Source organism: Ruegeria sp. AL3 (genome assembly GCF_056536065.1).
Genome location: NZ_JBQFJG010000001.1, coordinates 2,043,458 through 2,062,215, shown reverse-complemented (window position 1 = coordinate 2,062,215; position 18,758 = coordinate 2,043,458). Strand labels below are relative to the sequence as shown.

Sequence of the window (18,758 nt, the reverse complement as noted above, 5' to 3'; positions counted from 1 at the left end):
TCACATGCCCGTTTACAACGCGCCAACCAAAGACATGCAGTTCATCCTGCACGACGTACTGCATGTCTCGCAGTCGGACATACCCGGCTATAACGAACTGGAAGCCGAGTTTACCGGCGCGGTTCTGGAAGAAGCTGGCAAAGTTGCCACCAATGTTCTGCATCCGCTGAACGTGGTTGGCGACACCGAAGGGTGCCGGTTGGAAAACGGTATTGTGTACACCCCGACCGGGTTCAAGGAAGCCTTCGAGCAGATGAAGGAAGGCGGCTGGACTGGCCTCGACATGCCGGAAGAGTATGGCGGCCAAAACATGCCCTATGTGCTGGGCACTGCTGTGGGTGAGATGTTCTCGGGCTCTAACCAGGCCTTCACCATGTACCAGGGCCTGACGCACGGCGCGGCCTCGGCGATTCTGGCGCACGGAACGGACGAGCAGAAGAACAAGTACCTGCCCAAAATGGTCAGCTGTGAATGGACCGGTACCATGAACCTGACCGAACCGCATTGCGGCACCGATCTGGGCCTGATGCGCACCAAAGCGGAACCGCAGGGCGACGGCAGCTACAAAATCTCGGGCCAGAAGATCTTTATCTCGGCTGGCGATCACGACATGGCCGACAACATCATCCATCTGGTGTTGGCGAAGATTCCGGGCGGCCCCGAGGGTATCAAAGGCGTATCGCTGTTCATCGTCCCCAAGTTCATCGTCAACGAAGACGGCTCTTTGGGCGAACGCAACGGCGTCTCGGTCGGCAAGATCGAAGAGAAAATGGGCATCCACGGCAACTCGACCTGCGTCATGAACTATGACGAAGCCACCGGCTGGCTGCTGGGCGAAGAGCACAAGGGCATGCGCGCCATGTTCACCATGATGAACGAAGCGCGTCTGGGTGTGGGTATGCAGGGCCTGTCGCAGGCCGAAGCGGCGTACCAGAACGCTCTGGAATATGCCAAGGATCGTTTGCAGGGGCGCGATGTGACCGGTGTCAAAAATCCGGATGGTCCGGCCGATCCTCTGATCGTGCATCCTGATATCCGTCGCAACCTGATGGATCAGAAAAGCTTTACCGAAGGCGCGCGCGCGTTCATCCTTTGGGGCGCGACCATGATCGACAAGGCGCACCGTGCAGGAGACAAGGATGCGGACGGGCTCATCTCGCTGCTGACCCCGGTCATCAAAGGCTTCCTAACCGACGAAGGCTACGACATGACCGTTCAGGCGCAGCAGGTCTATGGGGGCCATGGTTACATCGAAGAATGGGGCATGTCGCAATACACCCGCGATGCCCGGATCGCCATGATCTATGAAGGCGCCAACGGCGTACAGGCGTTGGACCTTGTTGGCCGCAAACTGGCGCAGGATGGCGGTAAGCACGTCATGGCCTTCTTCGACATGGTCAAAACCTTCTGCAAGGAAAACTCAGGCCAGAACGAGGCTTATGACAAAGCCTTCATCGAACCGCTGAAGGCTGCGTCCAAGGATCTGCAGGCGGCTGGTATGTATTTCATGCAGGAAGGCATGAAAAATCCGAACAACGCGCTGTCCGGTTCCTATGACTTCATGCACATGTTCGGTCATGTCTGCCTGGGCCTGATGTGGGCCCGTATGGCCAAGGCCGCACAAGAAGCGCTGGACAGTGGCACGTCGGACAAAGAGTTCTACGAGACCAAGATCGACACCGGCCGCTTCTACATGGCCCGCCGTCTGCCCGCCACGGCGTTGCATCTGTCGCGCATTCAAACTGGCGCAGATACGGTCATGGCGCTGGAGGCTGCAAACTTCTGATCTTTCTCCGGTTCCGGGGCCCCGCCCCGGAGCCGGTTTTCGGAGGAGATACAATGCCAAAACGATTTCGCCTGACCCGCCGATTCCCGGTCGCCATGACCGAGGACGGCTATCGAAAGCTCAGGGCTTTTGCCCGTGAGGCAGGATTAGATGAAGGCGAAGCGCTGTCTTTTCTGTTCGAAAATTTCAACAGCGTCATTGATGAAGACAACCTTACCCATCGATTGCGTCTTTTCAATTCCGAGTTGGAGGCGCGCAAGCGCTAGGCACCAGAACCGCCAAGCTAGGATGAAAGATGCACTAAACGCCACGGGAGGGGCGATTGCATGACCATAAAACTGCACTGCTTCGGAGAAAGCGGCAATTCCTACAAGGCCGCTCTGGCGCTGGAAATGTCTGGCCTCGATTGGGAACCGGTCTTTGTCGATTTCTTCAACGGCGTCACCCGAAGCCCCGAGTTCCGTTCGGAAATCAACGTGATGGGCGAAGCGCCCTTCATGGTCGATGACGATTTCCAAACCTCCCAATCCGGTGCCATTCAGGCCTATGTGACTGAAAAATCAGGCAAGTTCGGAGGCAAAAACCGGGAAGAGAACTATGACATCCTGCGCTGGGTGCTGTGGGACAATCACAAGCTTAGCTCGATGGCGGGCCTGACCCGGTTCCTGATCAACTTTCTGCCCGAACAGCATCGCAACCCGGATGTGATCGCTTTCAACCAGGGCCGCCTGAAGGCCGCTTATCAGGTGCTGAACGCGCATCTGGAAGGCCGTGACTGGATCGTCGGCGACGGCGTGACCAACGCCGATCTCAGCTGCTGCGGCTATCTGTATTACCCCGAACCATTCGGCTTTGACCGTGCCGACTGGCCCAACATCGACGCCTGGCTGACTCGCCTGTCCGAACAGCCCGGCTGGAAACACCCCTATGACCTGATGCCCGGCAACCCGTCGGATCGAGCTTGAGGAGAAGACCCATGACCGAAGCTTATATTTATGACGCCCTGCGCACCCCGCGCGGCAAGGGCCGCAAGGATGGCAGCCTGCACGAGGTAACCTCGGTACGCCTGTCCGCCCTGACCCTGAACGCGATGAAGGAACGCAACAACCTGGAAGGCCACGCCGTCGAGGACGTGATCTGGGGCAACGTCACGCAAGTGATGGAGCAAGGCGGCTGTCTGGCACGTTCGGCGGTTCTGGCCTCGGATCTGGACCAGTCGATCCCCGGCCTGGCGATCAACCGCTTCTGCGCGAGCGGGATGGAAGCCGTGAACCTGGCCGCAAACCAGGTCAAGGGCGGCGCGGGCGACGCTTATATCGCCGGTGGCGTCGAGATGATGGGCCGTGTTCCCATGGGCAGCGACGGGGCGGCGATTGCCGTTGACCCCTCTCTGGCGATGGAGACCTACTTTGTGCCGCAGGGCATCTCGGCCGACATCATTGCCACAGAATACGGGTTCAGCCGCGATGACGCAGACGCTCTGGCGGTTGAATCGCAAAAGCGCGCGGCCGAAGCTTGGGCCGACAACCGGTTCGAAAAGTCGATCATCACAGTGAAAGACCAGAACGGCCTGCCCATTCTGGACCGCGACGAGTACATGCGCCCAGGCACCGACATGCAAAGCCTTGGCGCGCTGAACCCGTCCTTCCAGATGATGGGCGAGCAGATGCCTGGCTTCGACAAGGTGGCGATGCTGAAATACCCACATCTTGAGCGGATCAATCACATCCACCATGCGGGCAACAGCTCGGGCATCGTGGATGGCGCTGCGGCCGTGCTGATCGGCAACAAGGAATTCGGCGAGAAATACGGCCTGAAACCGCGCGCCCGCATCAAGGCCACCGCCAAAATCGGTACCGACCCGACCATCATGCTGACCGGCCCAGTTCCAGTGACCGAGAAAATTCTGGCCGACAACGGCATGAAGATCAGCGATCTGGACCTGTTCGAAGTGAACGAAGCCTTCGCCTCGGTCGTACTGCGGTTCCAACAGGCGTTTGATGTCGACCCGGCGTTGGTGAACGTCAACGGCGGGTCAATCGCGATGGGTCACCCGCTGGGCGCAACCGGTGCGATCATCATCGGCACCTTGCTGGATGAACTGGAGCGTCAGGACAAGGAAACCGGTCTGGCCACGCTTTGCATTGCGTCCGGCATGGGTGCGGCAACGATTATCGAGCGGGTCTGATGCCCAAGCTGGATCTCTCTCAGATCCCGTTCAAGGGGGGCTCGTCCTATCCGGGCAAGCTGGCCGAGGCGACCGCTGGTCGTTTCGTGCAGCGCGTCGGGGATGCGGGCGGGTTGACCCAATACGGGGTCAACATCGTGCGGCTGGAGCCTCAGGGCCTCTCGTCGCTGCGCCACTACCATATGGAGCAGGACGAGTTTGCCATCATGCTCAGCGGCAAATGCGTGCTGATCGATGACGATGGTGAGCATGAGATGCTGCCCGGTGACTGCGCCGCTTGGCCCGCTGGTGAGGCCAATGGCCACCACCTTGTGAACAAGACCGATGCGCCCGCGACCTTTCTGGTGGTGGGCACACGGACCCCGACCGAGACTGGCTATTACAGCGACATAGACATGATGGTGAAGGATGATGAAAACGGATTCTCTTTCACCCGGAAAGACGGCAGCCCGCTGACGGCTGACCAGATTGGAGATGACAATGACTGATTTCACTCTGACCAAAGACGCGGACGGCGTCGCCTTTGTGACCTGGGACGCCCAGGGAAAATCCATGAACGTGCTGACCCGCGAGGCTTTTCAAGAAGTCAGCCAACTGATTGATCAGGCCCTGAGCGACGACGAGATCAAAGGTGTTGTCATTACCTCGGGCAAGGAAGGCTCGTTTGCCGGCGGAATGGACCTGAACACATTGGCCACTATCCGTCAGGAAGCGGGGGACGAACCTGCGCAGGCGTTGTTTGATTTCGTCATGGGCGGGCATCACATCCTGCGCAAACTGGAATTGGCGGGCATGGACCCCAAGACCAAGAAAGGTGGCAAGCCCATCGCCTGCGCGATCAACGGAACCTGCGCCGGGATCGGGACCGAGATCGCACTGGCATGTCATCACCGCGTCATGACAAGCAACCCAAAATCCAAAATCGGGCTGCCCGAAATCCTGCTGGGCATCTTCCCCGGCGGCGGCGGCACCATCCGTTACAGCCGCATGGTGGGCGCCATGGCGGCGGCCCCGGTACTGCTTGAAGGCAAGATGATGGACCCGGCCAAGGCCAAGGGCGCGCAGTTGATCGACGCAGTTGCCGACGATCCGGTCGCTGCGGCCAAGGAATGGGTTCTGAATGCCAAGGACGCCGACCTGGTGAAACCCTGGGACGCGAAGGGCTACAAGATGCCCGGTGGTGCGCCCTACCACCCTGCCGGTTTCATGACCTTCGTGGGCGCGAGCGCCATGGTTCATGGGAAAACGCAAGGCGCCTTCCCTGCGGCCAAAGCCCTTCTGAGCGCAATCTATGAAGGCGCGCTGGTCGACTTTGACACCGCTTTGAAAATTGAAGCCCGCTGGTTCACCAACGTTCTGATGAACCCGTCCTCGTCGGCGATGATCCGGTCACTGTTCCTCAACAAGGAAGCGCTTGAAAAAGGCGCGGTCCGTCCGAAAGGTGTGCCCGATCAGCGTGTTAAGAAGATCGGCGTTCTGGGCGCTGGGATGATGGGGGCCGGTATCGCGCTGGTTTCGGCCCAAGCTGGCATGGAAGTCGTTCTGGTCGACCGCGATCAAGAGGCGGCCGACAAAGGCAAAGCTTACACCGAAACCTATCTGGACAAGGGTATCAAGCGCGGCAAGGTCACGGCCGAAAAGAAAGAGGCCATGCTGGCCCGCATCACGTCGACACCGGATCTGGACCATCTGAAAGGGTGTGACCTGATCGTCGAAGCCGTGTTTGAAGACATGGGCGTAAAGGCCGAGATGACCAAAAAGGTCGAGGCAATCATCCCCGAGGACTGCATCTTTGCCTCGAACACCTCGACCCTGCCGATCACCGATCTGGCCAAGGCAAGCGTGCGTCCCGACCAATTCATCGGCATCCACTTCTTCTCACCGGTCGAGAAGATGTTGCTGGTCGAGATCATAAAGGGCAAGGAAACCGGTGATCGCGCCGTTGCCAAGGCGCTAGACTACGTGCGCCAGATCCGCAAGACGCCGATCGTGGTCAACGATGCGCGCTTCTTCTACGCCAATCGCTGCATCATTCCGTACATCAACGAAGGCGCACGGATGATCACCGAAGGCGTGAGCCCCGTGCTGATCGACAACGCTGCGCGTCAGTTGGGCTTTCCGGTTGGTCCGATCCAACTGACCGATGAAACCTCGATTGATCTGGGGGCCAAGATCGCTCGGGCGACCAAGGCAGCCATGGGCAATGCCTATCCGGAAAGCCCCTCGGACGATCTGATCTTCTGGATGGAAGAACAGGGCCGCCTGGGCCGCAAGGCGAATGCCGGTTTCTTCGACTATGACGAGAAGGGCAAGCGCGTCGAATACTGGAAGGGCCTGCAAGACAAGTATCCGCTTGCCGATGACCAGCCTGACCTGATCGAAGTGCAGGAACGTCTGATGTTTGCTCAGGTTCTGGAAGCTGTCCGCGCGCTGGAAGAGGGTGTTCTGGAAGACATCCGTGAAGGCGACGTGGGCGCCATTCTGGGCTGGGGCTTTGCGCCGTGGTCCGGTGGTCCGCTCAGCTGGCTCGACATAATCGGTACGCCCTACGCAGCCGAAAGATGTGATCAGCTGGCCGAGAAATATGGCGAACGCTTTGCCTGCCCGCCGCTGCTGCGTGAGATGGCAGAAAAGGGTCAAACCTTCTACGGGCGTTTCAACCCCGAAGCAAAGGCTGCCTGAATCAGTGACGCAGGCGCGTGAGATCACGCGCCTGCATCGTTTTTGTCAGTGTTTGGTTAGATCTGCCATTCGGGCCGCAGAAACAGCACCGGCGCGTTTGGACGCCCCGGTCGACCCGGCCGCCTGACCCCAGAGGGCGGACGGATCGGAAATATCGGTTCCTGCGGAATGGGTGCAGGCAGGGCACCCAATGGGTTGGCAAGGGCTGACATATCTCCCCTGCTTGCAATCAGGTTGACCAGCTTTGGGCCGGTCTCTTCATCGGCGACATCGTAACCAGCCCCGCTGACCCTGCCGCGCATGTTAAACAGACCGGAAGGGCAGTAAGCTTGCAGGCCGCCCTCGATAAAGATCACCTGATCTTCGTCGAAAAACAGGGAACGGACCTCGAACGACGATCCCGGTGCCTGCGACATAAGCCGACCCACGCCATTCAGCAGTCTTGCGGATACGACGGAACATCCGCTGACATTGGCATCAAACTGCGACAGGTTCAGAGCGATGCCCTGCTCGGGCATCAGCCAAACGGGGCGCCCGTTATACGCGGCGCGTGCCGGCACGAAAACCGGCAAATACTCGGAACGGCGCTCTTCGGCAGGAATGACCACGACGCTGGTCGAGATGCGGCGCACCTCTTTGAACCCGTGATCCAGAGTTCGGACGAGATCGCCGACTGCAATGCGCTCAACCGGTTTCCATCCGCTGGTTGTCGCAACCTTCGTGTCGCTCAAAAAACCACCACGGCGCGCGTTCACGGCATGGTTCAAACTGGTTGGATCAGTGTCGGACGACTGATCAAGATAAACAGAAATACTCGTAACTTCAGACACGTGCCTAACCCCCTTTGGCACAAACTCACTATGCCAAACAGCTAACATCAAAAGTCGGGGCTGTCTTATTTCAGACATATTTTTGCCCATTTTGGGCCGTCACAGCGCATTTCCGGGGCGATTTGGTAAACACTTGCAAGACATAAACAGGCTTTTGTGCAATTTCCGAAACGGTCAGCATGAATGGATCTTACGAATCCATTTGCACCTGTTCCGTTGAAATGAACCTGCTTGTTGAGGTTGCAGCGTGCAAAAAACGTTGGCAGAGCGCTATTGTACGTGTCAGGCAAAATCTTGCTGGGTGGATGACCGCCTGGCCCGCCAGCCCAGCAAAACCCCTGCCGTCGCGATCAGGACAATCCCGGACACTTGCATCAAATCGAGGGTCTGACCCAGTGCGACGAATGCAAAGAGCGGCCCGAAAATCATCACCGAGTACTCGAACACGGCCACGTAAGAGGTCTCGCCTATCTGATAGGCTTTGATGAGCATGAAGACCGCAATCGTCGACCCGACCGCCTGAATAACAATCCATTGCAGCGCGGGCCCCACTTCCCAGACCCAACCCCGTGTAACAAAGCCGTCCGGCCCGTCCAGCGTGGCAACGGGTGCAAGCGTGAACAAGGCGGCGCCCACGGCCCCCGACAGCCCAAGGGTAATGACCATCGCTGCCAGCATCGCAACCGTGCTTTCACGCGCGCAATATGTCCGCGTCATGATCGAACTCAAGGCATAGAAAAAACCTGCCGCAACTGGAAAAACCGAACGCATGTCAAATTCGACAGGGTTTGGCTGCAAAACCAGAAGAGTGCCCGAAAAACCGACCAACACAGCCAGAATGCGCCACGGCCCGATCTTTTGCCCAAGCGCAATGGACGAAATCAACAGCACGAAAATCGGCGAGGTGAACAACCCTGCCAGAGCTTGCGCAATCGGCATCATCGACAGCGATGCAAAATAGAAAAACATGGCCGTCGTAATCAGAAGACTGCGTAAGATGACCGCCCTCCACCGTTGCGGCCTCAGCCCGCCCAGCCCCAATAGGGACAGCCCGACAATCAGCGGCAGCATCAGCAATGCCCGCATAAAATGGAACTGCCACAGCCCGACCGTCTCGGCCAGCAGGATCACAACATTGTCGATCACGCCGATAATTGCCATTGCTGCTACCATAAGGGCTGAAGCCAGCACCGGAGAGGTGGTCGTATCTGCCTGCATGTTCGCGCCCTTGTTGCGATCAAAGATCGGCGATCTTTTTCCTGACGGGTATCCAGCACAAATCGGAATACCTGCGCAACAGGTTTGCGCACGGCGTTTTCACCATGCTAAGCTGCGGCAAAACAATTTCGAGCAGACCCCAACCAGATGACGGCCCTGAAACAGTACCAGCGGATCGAAGCCACCGGTCTGTGGCGCCCTTCGCCCGATGAACAGCGGCGCGAAGTTGTGGTATCGATTGGCAAGGCGACCCTGACCATCTCCGATTTCAATGACAGGGCTTTGACGCATTGGTCTTTGGCGGCGCTTGAAAGACAGAACCCCGGTGTCTTTCCGGCTGTTTTTTGCCCCGACGGTGATCCGGATGAGACACTGGAACTGGGAGAATCCGAAACCACGATGCTTGAAGCGATCGATCGGCTGCAACATGCCATCGAACGTTCGCGCCCCCATCCCGGCCGTTTGCGCTGGATGAGCGTCGGAGGCGTTGTGGCCGCGGTTCTGGCCGTATTGTTGTTTTGGCTGCCCGGTGCGTTGCAAAACCATGTTGTCTCGGTCGTGCCCGAAATCAAACGACAGGAAATCGGAGACACGATACTGCGTCGGATCGAGCGCGTCTCGGGACAGGCCTGCTCGTCTGTGGATGCGCAGGCGTCACTGGATCGGTTGGCCAGTCGTACGGGCGTACGGCAAATCATTATTCTGCCCGCCGGCGTTCAGGACAGTCTCAGCTTGCCGGGTGGCACCGTTCTGTTGAACCGGGCGCTGGTTGAAGACCACGAAGACCCTGCTGTCGCAGCAGGCTATGTTATTGCAGAACGCGCGCGGGCGGCGCTCAACGACCCGCTGGATGATCTGCTGGACAGAACCGGAGCGGCCTCGGCCTTTCGGCTGTTGACGACCGGGGAACTGACACCTGAGATCATCGACACCTATACCGAACAGGTCCTTTCGCAGCCCCGACCTTCCCTTCCGGACGATGACTTGCTGGCGATGTTCTCGCAAAGCGCCCTGCCCTCTACCCCTTACGCCTATGCTCAGGACATTACCGGTGAATCAGTACTGGGTCTGATCGAGGCCGATCCCATGGCCGGCCGGACACTGGAGCAGGTGTTGCCGGACCGTGATTGGGTCCGGCTACAAAACATATGCGGTGAATAAGCCGGGTTACTTGGTTCCGAACATCCGGTCGCCCGCGTCACCCAGACCCGGCATGATATAGCCTTTCGAGTTCAGCTCGCGGTCCAATGCGGCAGTGACGATGTGCACATCCGGGTGCGCCTCTTTCATACGCGCCACACCTTCCGGCGCGGCCAACAGGCACAGAAACCGGATATCCGTCGCCCCCGCCTCTTTCAGCAGGTCAATCGCCGCGGCCGAGCTGTTGCCGGTGGCCAGCATCGGATCCACCGCGATAACCAAACGGTCTTTCAGGCTCTCGGGTGCCTTGAAGTAATACTGCACGGGCTTCAGCGTTTCTTCGTCGCGATACAGACCGACAAAGCCGACACGCGCAGAGGGAACAAGCTCCAGCACTCCATCCAGCATTCCGTTTCCGGCACGCAGGATCGACACCAGCGCCATTTTCTTGCCCGCCAGTATGGGAGCGTCCATCTCTTCCATCGGCGTTTCGATATTACGCGTGGTCAGGGGAATGTCGCGCGTGACCTCATAGGCCAGCAGCAGCGTTATTTCGCGCAGCAACTGCCGGAACACGGCGGTCGAAGTGCCCTTGTCCCGCATGAGCGTCAGTTTGTGTTGCACCAGAGGGTGATCGACGATGGTCAGATGTTCGCTCATGTTTTCTCCAGTCTCTTCTTGACCCGCGCACGGGTGGCGTCATCGCAAAAGGCCGCATTCAGGGCGGTCTCGTTCAGGGCCGCAAAATCTTCGGCCTCCCAGCCGAAAGCTGCGTTCAGCATTTCATATTCCCGCCGCATGGTCGTGTGAAAAAATGGCGGGTCATCCGTTGAGACGGTGACCTTCACGCCCGCATCACGCAGGGCCGCGATTGGATGTGTCGCAAAATCCGGGAAAAGCCCCAGAACCACATTCGATCCCGGACAGACCTCAAGAGTGATGTCCCGGTCGACCAATTCGCGAACAAGGTCCGGATCCTCGATGGCGCGAACACCGTGCCCGATGCGCTCGACCCCCAGATCGCGGACGGCATCGCGCACGCTTTGAGGGCCTCCAAACTCACCGGCATGTGTCGTCAGCCGCAGGCCGGCCTCGCGCGCGCAGTCAAACGCCCATTTGAAATCGCCCTGAGTGCCAACGGATTCATTGCCACCCATGCCAAAACCGGTGATCCAGTCGCCCGCAGTCTCTGCCGCGCAATAGGCGCTGCGCTTGGCTTGATCGGGGCCGAAATGGCGCACACAGGTAATGACGCCGCGCAGGGTGATGTCAAACTTGCGCTCGGCCTCGTCCGCCGCGTCCTGAATGGCGTTCAGATAGTCCCGCCAGGCGTGCAGGTCGCCGCCGCCACAAAAATCGGGGCTCAGAAAAGTCTCAGAATAGACGACACCGTTTTTGGCGCTTTCTTCAAGAATGGCCAATGTCAGCCGCCGGAAGTCTTCGGGCGTCTTCAGGACTTCGCAAGCAGCTTCATACACATTCAGGAAATGCGCGAAATCGCGGAAATCATAGGATCCGTCCGGCTTGAAGATACCGCTCAGATCCACTCGTTTTTCATGCGCAAGCTGACGTATGAATGCCGGTGGCGCGGCGCCTTCGTGATGCAGGTGCAGTTCTATTTTCGGCAGATCGGCGACGCTCATAGAAAGTTCCTTCCCGGCCCTTGCGCCGGAATGTTCAGGTGATGGGCGATGCTGGCGGCAATATCGGCAAAGTCCACTTGGCCGATCTGCCCCGTGCCCGACCCGGAAATCAGAACCGGCACTTGTTCACGTGTGTGATCTGTCCCGGTCCAGCTGGGATCATTGCCATGATCGGCGGTCAACAACAACAGGTCGTCGGGGCGCAGCCTGGCCAGAATCTTGCCGATCTCGTGATCGAACCATTCCAACGCTCGGGCATAGCCGCTGATATCGCGGCGGTGGCCGTAAAGACTGTCGAATTCAACAAAGTTGGCAAAAGTCAGGCTGCCCTGTTCGGCGTCATCCACCAGCTCTGAAAGGTGCCGCATGAGTTCAGCGTCCGACCCTTTGCGCAGCGTGTCGATACCCTGCATGGAAAAGATGTCGCCGATCTTGCCCACCGCGTGCACCTTCCGCCCGGCATCCTGCACCCAATTGGTCAGAACCTGTGCGGGAGGCAGAATGGCGAAATCCTTGCGGTTGGCAGTCCGTTCGAATCCCGCCTCTGGCGAGCCGACAAAGGGGCGCGCAATGACACGGCCCACTTTCATCTTGTGCAAGCGCGGTGCAAGTGCGCGGCACATACCCAGCAAACGGTCCAGTCCGAAACTCTCTTCATGGGCTGCGATCTGAAACACACTGTCGGCTGAGGTGTAGCAGATCGGCCAGCCGGTTCGCATATGCTCGGCACCCAGTTCGGCGATGATCGCCGTGCCCGAGGCATGGCAATCGCCAAGGATGCCTTCGGTCCCGGCGGCCTGGGCCGCTGCGCGGCTCAGGCCCGCGGGAAAAGCCGGAACAGTATCGGGGAAATAGTGCCAATCCCACGGCACCGGCAGACCTGCCAGTTCCCAGTGGCCCGACGGCGTGTCTTTGCCGGGCGAATGCTCGCGCGCGCAGCCCCACAGCCCATTGGGTTTCGCGTTCAATCCGGGGGTTGCGTCCCCAGACGCCAGCCGCGCAGCCGCACCCAAACCCAGCGCATCGAGGGTCGGTAGGATCAAAGGGCCCGAGCGCCCGTCTTCGGCCCGCCCTAAGGCACAGGCCTGCGCGATATGGGCCAGCGTATTTGCCCCACTATCCGGGACGTCGCCATTGAAAAAACGATCGGCATCAGGCGCACCGCCTATTCCAACGGAGTCCATGACGACGAGAAATGCACGGCTCATACGCTGATCCTTTCGTGGATCAGATCCGGAAACGTCGGAGCCATATCGCTGATCTCAATCGCGCTCAGCACGGTTTCAGCTGCTCGGCGCGCGGCATCTTCCCGAGCAGCATGGATCACTGCAATCGGCGCGCCTTTTGACACGCGATCCCCAAGCCGAAGAACACTGGATATTCCGACGGCGGGGTCGATCTCATCACTTTCGACCTGACGGCCACCGCCCAGCGCAACCACGGCAAGACCCAGAGCTTCTCCGTCAACGGCCGAGATGAAGCCGTCCTGCGGGGCCGGAACCTCTTGGATGACATTCGCCTCAGGCAGGAAGCGGGCCCAGGTATCGACAAACTGAACCGGGCCACCAACCGCTGCCATCATACGCCCGAACCGTTCGGCAGCGCGGCCGTCACGGATGGTTTCAAAGATCTTCTCACGCCCTTCCTCAACCGTTCCGCACATTCCTGCATCGGTCAGCAGGACCCCCCCCAGCTCGGCGGAAATGTCTGCCAAAGGGGACGCATTCGACGTGGTCAGCACCTTCATCACTTCCGCGATTTCCAAGGCATTCCCCAACGCCGGGGCCAATGGTTGGTTCATATCCGTGATCACCGCCGACGTGCGGCAGCCTGCTGCGTTTGCTGTCTCGGTCAATGCGGTGGCCAATTTGCGGGCATCTTCCATCGTTTTCATGAAAGCACCGCTGCCGGTTTTGACATCCAGAACCAGCGCGTCCGGGCTGGCGGCCAGTTTCTTGGACAGGATCGACGCCGTGATCAGATCCAGGCTCTCGACCGTCGCGGTCACATCCCGCACCGCATAAAGGCGCTTGTCTGCCGGCGCGATCTGGCCGGTCGCCCCGACGATGGCCGCGCCGGTATCGCGTAAAATCTGCGCAAGGCGGTCTTGCCCGATCTGAGTGCTGACTCCCGGTATCGCCTCTAGCTTGTCCAGCGTTCCGCCGGTATGCCCAAGACCCCGGCCCGAGATCATTGGGACATACGCCCCACATTCCGCCAGCGCCGGAGCAAGAACCAGACTGACGCTATCCCCGACCCCTCCGGTCGAGTGCTTGTCGATCACTGGCCCGTCCACGTCCCACGTCAGAACGTCACCGCTGTCGCGCATCGCAATCGTCAGATCCGCACGCCCCCGAGGGCCCAATCCGCCCATGCAGACAGCCATGGCGAATGCCCCGGCCTGCGCGTCGCTGACGCTTCCATCCGCAAGCCCCTGCGCAAACCAGGTCAGCTCCTCGCGACCGGGCACCTCCTGCCTGCGCAGTTTTGCTATGATCGAGCGGGCATCCATGCGTTCAGACATCCTCCATATGAGACGCGTCGAATGCGCCCGGCAACAAATCCCCGATGGTTGTCTTAAATTCAGCACCGTCCACGGTTGCCAGAGTAACCTCAACGTCGCGCTTGCCAAACTCGACCAGTTTCTGGCGACACCCACCGCAAGGCGGCACAGGCTGAGGGCTGGAGGCGACCACATAGACCTCGGTCAGTTCCTGCTCACCTGCGGCGACCATCGCGGCAATTGCGCCGGCCTCGGCACAAGTGCCTTCGGGATAGGCCACGTTTTCAACGTTGCACCCGGAAAAGATCTGACCCGTCGAAGTCCGAAGCGCTGCGCCAACCTTGAAATTCGAATAAGGCGCATAGGCGTTTTCGCGGACTGACAAGGCAGCGTCTTTGAGCGACATGGCGATTCCCCGTTTTTTGATCATCTGGTCAGAAATTTGGATCGTTACGTAAAAAGGCCGAGGAATTGAAGCCCCCAGCCAGTGTTTTTCAGTCAGCCCAGTGTTGTCGTGAACGTACCGGGCAAGGTTACTTCCAGCAACTCGATGTTGTCCGAGGGCGAGGACAAGCGCGTGCGCATCCCGGGCGGGATGACAAAGGCATCTCCTTGCTCCAGCCGGTAGGGCTCGCGCCCCTCGCCTTCCAGTGTTACCGCCCCGTCCATCACGAAGGTAAAGTGAATGTCCGTATCGTGACTGGCCCATTCGGTATCGCCCTGCCCTTTGCGGACGACCTGGACGCCAGCGACCCCTTTGGTGTTCTCGGCAATTGTCGTATCGCGGCAGATGTAACCTGGAAGACGGAATGGCACCCATTCAGCATCCTTGGCCTGGTTGTAGACAAAGCGCTGCCCCTGCCATTCACGGTCCGGGCGAAAATGCGGCGTAGGAAGCTGCATGTCATGGTCGATTTCCGTGACATGCTCCGCTGGCACACCTATCTCGATGACCTGAACATTGTCTGACGCCTCGAGCACGCGGTGACGAATTTCCGGCGGCTGGATAAAGCAATCCCCTGCGGTCAGGCGCATTTTCTCTCCCTGATCCTCGTAGACGACATCCACCCAGCCATGAATGCAGAATATCAGCTGGAACCCGACTTTGTGAAAATGCACCATATCGGGCACCGGGCCCCCGTCCGGGATGCGGATATGGCTGGCGATGATCGATCCACCCAGACGATCCGGCACCAGATCGCGATAGTGCATCCCCGCCCGACCGATGATCCATGGCGCCTGATCCTTGAGCCTGCGCACCACGAAGGAATGAACTGTTTCAGGCATCACCAGCGGCGGATTACGCTCTTCGATTTCGATCCGGGTCCCATTCGGCGCGACAAGAACGCGTTGGCCATCTGCAAAGCTTTCCGGGTCATCTGTCAGGATGCGCAATGTTCCCGGAGCTTCGGGCGCGTCTTTTTCAATCCGCAGCCGCAGACCGTGCCCCGAAAACACTGCGACGCGCGGATCGTCCGCGGGATAGATCATGTCCATCTGCATCCCCAACACCTTGGTATAAAAGGGGATGTCGTTTCGAATTTCCTGGGTAGGCAACCGGAATTCAGCTTGGGTCCGGGAAGGCGCGTATGTCTTTGTCATGAGATGTCTCGTCAGAATTCGATTTTGACCATCCGATCAGAACAGAGGCCAAAATGCCAATCGAAAAGAACATCTCGAGCGTTTCTTCCATCACAAAAAGGCGCGTCTTCACAACTGACGACAAAGCTTGGCCGTGCAGACCGGTGAATTCTTCAAGAAGCTGAGCGATGACGGCAAGACAGCCGGCCGCAATGAACACGATCAGAAAAGACGCGCGCTGTTTGACAGCACACCATCCCGTCGGGATCCCATGCCAGATGACACCGCCCAGAACAACGCAGGCCAGAACGACCCTGACCAGAGTGACGTCCAGCACCACATCCAGACCGTCAAGGATCAGGAACGGCAAACTGCTTTCAGGATAAACGCCTGCTTCCAGCTCACGCTCGGCCAACAACAGGAATGTCAGCCCGATATACAGCCGGGTGACACCTGGATATCGCCACAAAGCCGCCACACCTGCTGCAAACAAACACGCGGCGGAAATTGTTTCAAACAACCCGCCTTCCTGATTGAAAACCAGTGCCTGTTCTGGCCAGATGCCAACAGCACCAAGAAGCACAACACCTGACAGCACCGCAAACCAAAGGATTAGCCGCACAACTCCGGTATCCGACACAGAACCGGAAAACAGGCCATCGACCTGATCATTTGCCTTGAAAGTCATTACTGCTTCGTCTTGCCTGAGTGTTTGTTCGTTTCGCAAAGTTGCCTAGATGTAAAAAAAATATGTCAAAATTCAACCCATTTCGGGTGTGCAACTGCGCCACGTCGGCAAAATTACGCAACGTAGCCAAGCTTGGACGAATAGTTTAATGTTAAATCAAATTCTAAGAGGGAACTGAAACTTCAATGTCTGACACCCCCAGCCTGCGACAGGCCGCGCTTGACTATCACGCCCATCCGAAACCCGGAAAACTTGAGATCAAGGCCACGAAACCGATGGCCAACGGTCGCGATCTGGCGCGCGCCTATTCGCCCGGCGTGGCCGAGGCCAGCCTTGAAATCAAAGCCGACGCCGCAAACGCGGAAAAGTACACGGCGCGCGGCAACCTTGTCGCCGTGGTATCCAACGGCACCGCGGTTCTTGGTCTGGGCAATATCGGGGCGCTGGCCTCGAAACCAGTGATGGAGGGCAAAGCCGTCCTGTTCAAAAAATTCGCTGGTATTGACTGTTTTGATATCGAAGTAGACCAGCCTGATCCGGAAAAGCTGGCGGATATCGTCTGCGCACTGGAACCGACATTCGGGGCCATCAACCTGGAAGACATCAAGGCACCGGATTGTTTCATTGTCGAAAAGCTGTGCCGCGAGCGCATGAACATTCCCGTTTTCCACGACGATCAGCACGGAACCGCCATTGTCGTCGGGGCCGCGGCCAAGAACGCTTTGCATGTGGCGGGGAAATCCTTTGCGGACATCAAAGTCGTATCAACCGGCGGCGGGGCTGCTGGGATTGCCTGCCTGAACATGCTGGTGAAACTGGGCGTGAAACAGGAAAACATCTGGCTGTGCGATATTCACGGGCTCGTCTACGAGGGGCGCGCCGAGGATATGAACCCGCACAAGTCGCAGTTTGCTCAGAAAACGGAATTGCGGACTCTGGATGATGTAATCGGCGATGCGGATCTGTTTCTGGGCCTGAGTGGCCCGAATGTCCTGAAGCCTGAAATGGTTCAGAAAATGGCCGATCGTCCGATCATCTTCGCACTGGCCAACCCAACGCCAGAAATTCTGCCTCAGGCCGCGCGTGAGGTTGCACCGGACGCGATCATCGCCACGGGGCGCAGCGATTTTCCCAATCAGGTCAACAACGTATTGTGCTTTCCGTTTATCTTCCGGGGCGCTCTGGATGTGGGCGCGACCGAGATCAATGACGCAATGCAGATCGCCTGCGTTGACGGCATTGCGGAAATGGCCCGCGCGACGACAAGCGCCGAGGCCGCAGCCGCCTACAAGGGCGAGCAACTGACCTTTGGGCCGGATTACCTGATTCCGAAACCTTTTGATCCGCGTTTGGTGGGTGTCGTCTCGTCTTCCGTTGCCAAGGCAGCCATGGAAAGCGGCGTCGCAAAGCGCCCCATCAAGGATCTTGAGGCCTATAAGGAAAAACTCAACCAGTCTGTTTTCAAGTCGGCGCTTTTGATGCGCCCCGTATTCGAGGCCGCGGCCGTCGCATCCCGTCGCATCGTATTTGCCGAAGGCGAAGATGAAAGGGTGCTGCGGGCTGCACAGGCCATTCTTGAGGAAACAACGGAAACACCGATCCTGATCGGACGCCCCGAAGTCATCGAATCCCGATGCGAAAAACTGGGCCTGACCATTCGCCCGGGCACAGACTGCCAGATCGTGAACCCGGAAAACGATCCGCGTTATTACGATTACTGGAACTCGTATCATCAGATCATGCAGCGCCGAGGTGTGACCCCGGATCTGGCCAAGGCGATCATGCGCACAAATACAACCGCCATCGGCGCGATCATGGTGCATCGTGGCGAGGCTGACAGCCTGATCTGCGGCACGTTCGGCGAGTATCGCTGGCATCTGAATTATGTTGAACAGGTGCTTGACGATGGAAACCTGCGTCCGCACGGCGCGTTGTCGCTGATGATTTTGGAAGACGGCCCCCTGTTCATCGCCGATACGCATGTCCGGCAATTGCCGACACCCGAAGAACTGGCGGAATCCACCATTGGCGCCGCGCGGCATGTTCGCCGATTTGGGATCGAACCCAAGATCGCATTCTGTTCGCAATCACAATTCGGCAATCAGGCAGAAGGATCGGGAAAACGCCTGCGCGCAGCATTGGACATCCTGGACCAGAAACCGCGCGACTTTGTCTATGAAGGCGAAATGAACCTGGATGCGGCCCTTGATGCGGATCTTCGGGCACGAATTTTTCCGGGTTCTCGCCTACAGGGCGCGGCAAATGTGCTGATCTTTGCTCATGCGGATGCGGCCAGCGGTGTGCGCAATATCCTGAAAATGAAAGCGGACGGTATCGAAGTTGGCCCTATTCTGATGGGAATGGGCAACAAGGCGCACATCGTCACCCCGTCCATTACCGCACGCGGATTGCTGAACATGGCTGCCATCGCGGGGACCCCGGTGGCGCATTACGGGTGAGCCGACCGCCCGACGCCCAAAACCGCATCCCCTACGGGGG

17 protein-coding genes are annotated in these 18,758 nt (G+C 58.6%); 8 read left to right on the top strand and 9 right to left on the bottom strand.

What is annotated here, in order from left to right:
* Nucleotides 1-4 precede the first annotated feature (4 nt).
* From ACR3E6_RS10475 to ACR3E6_RS10450, 6 genes are read left to right on the top strand one after another with little or no spacing between them, the layout of a single operon-like run.
* Complete coding sequence (locus ACR3E6_RS10475) at nucleotides 5-1,786, top strand: acyl-CoA dehydrogenase C-terminal domain-containing protein (RefSeq protein ID WP_209833646.1); 1,782 nt, start codon at nucleotides 5-7, stop codon at nucleotides 1,784-1,786.
* Between the two features lie 53 nt (nucleotides 1,787-1,839).
* Nucleotides 1,840-2,052 (top strand): hypothetical protein, encoded by a 213-nt coding sequence (locus ACR3E6_RS10470; protein ID WP_152457422.1) that lies wholly within the window; start codon nucleotides 1,840-1,842, stop codon nucleotides 2,050-2,052.
* 60 nt (nucleotides 2,053-2,112) lie between these two features.
* Nucleotides 2,113-2,751: a glutathione S-transferase family protein gene (locus ACR3E6_RS10465; RefSeq protein ID WP_171723608.1), complete on the top strand. Its 639-nt coding sequence runs from the start codon at nucleotides 2,113-2,115 to the stop codon at nucleotides 2,749-2,751.
* Nucleotides 2,752-2,762: 11 nt separating this feature from the next.
* Entirely contained in the window at nucleotides 2,763-3,974 is a 1,212-nt protein-coding gene (locus tag ACR3E6_RS10460; protein ID WP_171633703.1) for an acetyl-CoA C-acetyltransferase, read from the top strand.
* On the top strand, nucleotides 3,974-4,462 hold the full coding sequence (locus tag ACR3E6_RS10455; RefSeq protein WP_152457419.1) for a cupin domain-containing protein: 489 nt from the start codon (nucleotides 3,974-3,976) through the stop codon (nucleotides 4,460-4,462). Before ACR3E6_RS10460 ends, ACR3E6_RS10455 begins: the two co-directional genes overlap by 1 nt.
* The gene (locus ACR3E6_RS10450) at nucleotides 4,455-6,656 is read left to right on the top strand and encodes a 3-hydroxyacyl-CoA dehydrogenase NAD-binding domain-containing protein (protein ID WP_480487028.1); all 2,202 of its coding nucleotides are present in this window, start codon (nucleotides 4,455-4,457) and stop codon (nucleotides 6,654-6,656) included. The genes ACR3E6_RS10455 and ACR3E6_RS10450 overlap by 8 nt, the downstream gene beginning before the upstream one ends.
* A 56-nt stretch (nucleotides 6,657-6,712) precedes the next feature.
* Here the strand turns inward: ACR3E6_RS10450 and ACR3E6_RS10445 are convergent, their stop codons facing one another.
* The gene (locus ACR3E6_RS10445; protein ID WP_348539514.1) at nucleotides 6,713-7,486 is read right to left on the bottom strand and encodes a Hint domain-containing protein; all 774 of its coding nucleotides are present in this window, start codon (nucleotides 7,484-7,486) and stop codon (nucleotides 6,713-6,715) included.
* A gap of 282 nt (nucleotides 7,487-7,768) precedes the next feature.
* Nucleotides 7,769-8,704 (bottom strand): DMT family transporter, encoded by a 936-nt coding sequence (locus ACR3E6_RS10440; protein ID WP_171723610.1) that lies wholly within the window; start codon nucleotides 8,702-8,704, stop codon nucleotides 7,769-7,771.
* Nucleotides 8,705-8,851: 147 nt separating this feature from the next.
* On the opposite strand from ACR3E6_RS10440, the gene ACR3E6_RS10435 reads away from it, so the two are divergent.
* Nucleotides 8,852-9,865, top strand: a complete 1,014-nt coding sequence (locus ACR3E6_RS10435) for a hypothetical protein (protein ID WP_171723611.1) — start codon at nucleotides 8,852-8,854, stop codon at nucleotides 9,863-9,865.
* Nucleotides 9,866-9,871: 6 nt separating this feature from the next.
* On the opposite strand, the gene upp is transcribed toward ACR3E6_RS10435, so the two are convergent.
* The 7 genes from upp to ACR3E6_RS10400 all read right to left on the bottom strand — a co-directional run bounded on the left by upp (nucleotide 9,872) and on the right by ACR3E6_RS10400 (nucleotide 16,259).
* Nucleotides 9,872-10,504, bottom strand: coding sequence for a uracil phosphoribosyltransferase (upp, locus tag ACR3E6_RS10430; RefSeq protein WP_171633718.1), 633 nt, complete (start codon nucleotides 10,502-10,504; stop codon nucleotides 9,872-9,874).
* Nucleotides 10,501-11,487 carry an adenosine deaminase gene (locus tag ACR3E6_RS10425; RefSeq protein WP_480487025.1) on the bottom strand — a complete coding sequence of 329 codons (987 nt, stop codon included), beginning with the start codon at nucleotides 11,485-11,487 and terminating at the stop codon, nucleotides 10,501-10,503. Before ACR3E6_RS10425 ends, upp begins: the two co-directional genes overlap by 4 nt.
* Nucleotides 11,484-12,695, bottom strand: coding sequence for a phosphopentomutase (locus ACR3E6_RS10420; protein ID WP_480487023.1), 1,212 nt, complete (start codon nucleotides 12,693-12,695; stop codon nucleotides 11,484-11,486). Before ACR3E6_RS10420 ends, ACR3E6_RS10425 begins: the two co-directional genes overlap by 4 nt.
* Nucleotides 12,692-13,999, bottom strand: a complete 1,308-nt coding sequence (locus tag ACR3E6_RS10415; RefSeq protein WP_210092785.1) for a thymidine phosphorylase — start codon at nucleotides 13,997-13,999, stop codon at nucleotides 12,692-12,694. The genes ACR3E6_RS10420 and ACR3E6_RS10415 overlap by 4 nt, the downstream gene beginning before the upstream one ends.
* Before the next feature lie 4 nt (nucleotides 14,000-14,003).
* Nucleotides 14,004-14,420: a cytidine deaminase gene (locus tag ACR3E6_RS10410; protein ID WP_480487021.1), complete on the bottom strand. Its 417-nt coding sequence runs from the start codon at nucleotides 14,418-14,420 to the stop codon at nucleotides 14,004-14,006.
* A gap of 68 nt (nucleotides 14,421-14,488) precedes the next feature.
* Complete coding sequence (locus tag ACR3E6_RS10405) at nucleotides 14,489-15,592, bottom strand: cupin domain-containing protein (protein WP_209547102.1); 1,104 nt, start codon at nucleotides 15,590-15,592, stop codon at nucleotides 14,489-14,491.
* Nucleotides 15,555-16,259 (bottom strand): hypothetical protein, encoded by a 705-nt coding sequence (locus ACR3E6_RS10400; RefSeq protein ID WP_480487019.1) that lies wholly within the window; start codon nucleotides 16,257-16,259, stop codon nucleotides 15,555-15,557. Before ACR3E6_RS10400 ends, ACR3E6_RS10405 begins: the two co-directional genes overlap by 38 nt.
* 185 nt (nucleotides 16,260-16,444) lie before the next feature.
* On the opposite strand from ACR3E6_RS10400, the gene ACR3E6_RS10395 reads away from it, so the two are divergent.
* Nucleotides 16,445-18,718 (top strand): NADP-dependent malic enzyme, encoded by a 2,274-nt coding sequence (locus ACR3E6_RS10395; protein WP_171633733.1) that lies wholly within the window; start codon nucleotides 16,445-16,447, stop codon nucleotides 18,716-18,718.
* The last annotated feature ends 40 nt before the right edge of the window (nucleotides 18,719-18,758 follow it).

Bases quoted from the DNA above. Each gene is read 5' to 3' on its own strand.
- ACR3E6_RS10435 (WP_171723611.1), top strand. From the start codon at position 8,852: ATGACGGCCCTGAAACAGTACCAGCGGATCGAAGCCACCGGTCTGTGG.
- ACR3E6_RS10450 (WP_480487028.1), top strand. From the start codon at position 4,455: ATGACTGATTTCACTCTGACCAAAGACGCGGACGGCGTCGCCTTTGTG.
- ACR3E6_RS10420 (WP_480487023.1), bottom strand. From the start codon at position 12,695: ATGAGCCGTGCATTTCTCGTCGTCATGGACTCCGTTGGAATAGGCGGT.
- ACR3E6_RS10400 (WP_480487019.1), bottom strand. From the start codon at position 16,259: ATGACTTTCAAGGCAAATGATCAGGTCGATGGCCTGTTTTCCGGTTCT.
- ACR3E6_RS10410 (WP_480487021.1), bottom strand. From the start codon at position 14,420: ATGATCAAAAAACGGGGAATCGCCATGTCGCTCAAAGACGCTGCCTTG.
- upp (WP_171633718.1), bottom strand. From the start codon at position 10,504: ATGAGCGAACATCTGACCATCGTCGATCACCCTCTGGTGCAACACAAA.
- ACR3E6_RS10460 (WP_171633703.1), top strand. From the start codon at position 2,763: ATGACCGAAGCTTATATTTATGACGCCCTGCGCACCCCGCGCGGCAAG.
- ACR3E6_RS10395 (WP_171633733.1), top strand. From the start codon at position 16,445: ATGTCTGACACCCCCAGCCTGCGACAGGCCGCGCTTGACTATCACGCC.
- ACR3E6_RS10455 (WP_152457419.1), top strand. From the start codon at position 3,974: ATGCCCAAGCTGGATCTCTCTCAGATCCCGTTCAAGGGGGGCTCGTCC.
- ACR3E6_RS10465 (WP_171723608.1), top strand. From the start codon at position 2,113: ATGACCATAAAACTGCACTGCTTCGGAGAAAGCGGCAATTCCTACAAG.
- ACR3E6_RS10405 (WP_209547102.1), bottom strand. From the start codon at position 15,592: ATGACAAAGACATACGCGCCTTCCCGGACCCAAGCTGAATTCCGGTTG.
- ACR3E6_RS10475 (WP_209833646.1), top strand. From the start codon at position 5: ATGCCCGTTTACAACGCGCCAACCAAAGACATGCAGTTCATCCTGCAC.
- ACR3E6_RS10425 (WP_480487025.1), bottom strand. From the start codon at position 11,487: ATGAGCGTCGCCGATCTGCCGAAAATAGAACTGCACCTGCATCACGAA.
- ACR3E6_RS10440 (WP_171723610.1), bottom strand. From the start codon at position 8,704: ATGCAGGCAGATACGACCACCTCTCCGGTGCTGGCTTCAGCCCTTATG.
- ACR3E6_RS10415 (WP_210092785.1), bottom strand. From the start codon at position 13,999: ATGGATGCCCGCTCGATCATAGCAAAACTGCGCAGGCAGGAGGTGCCC.
- ACR3E6_RS10470 (WP_152457422.1), top strand. From the start codon at position 1,840: ATGCCAAAACGATTTCGCCTGACCCGCCGATTCCCGGTCGCCATGACC.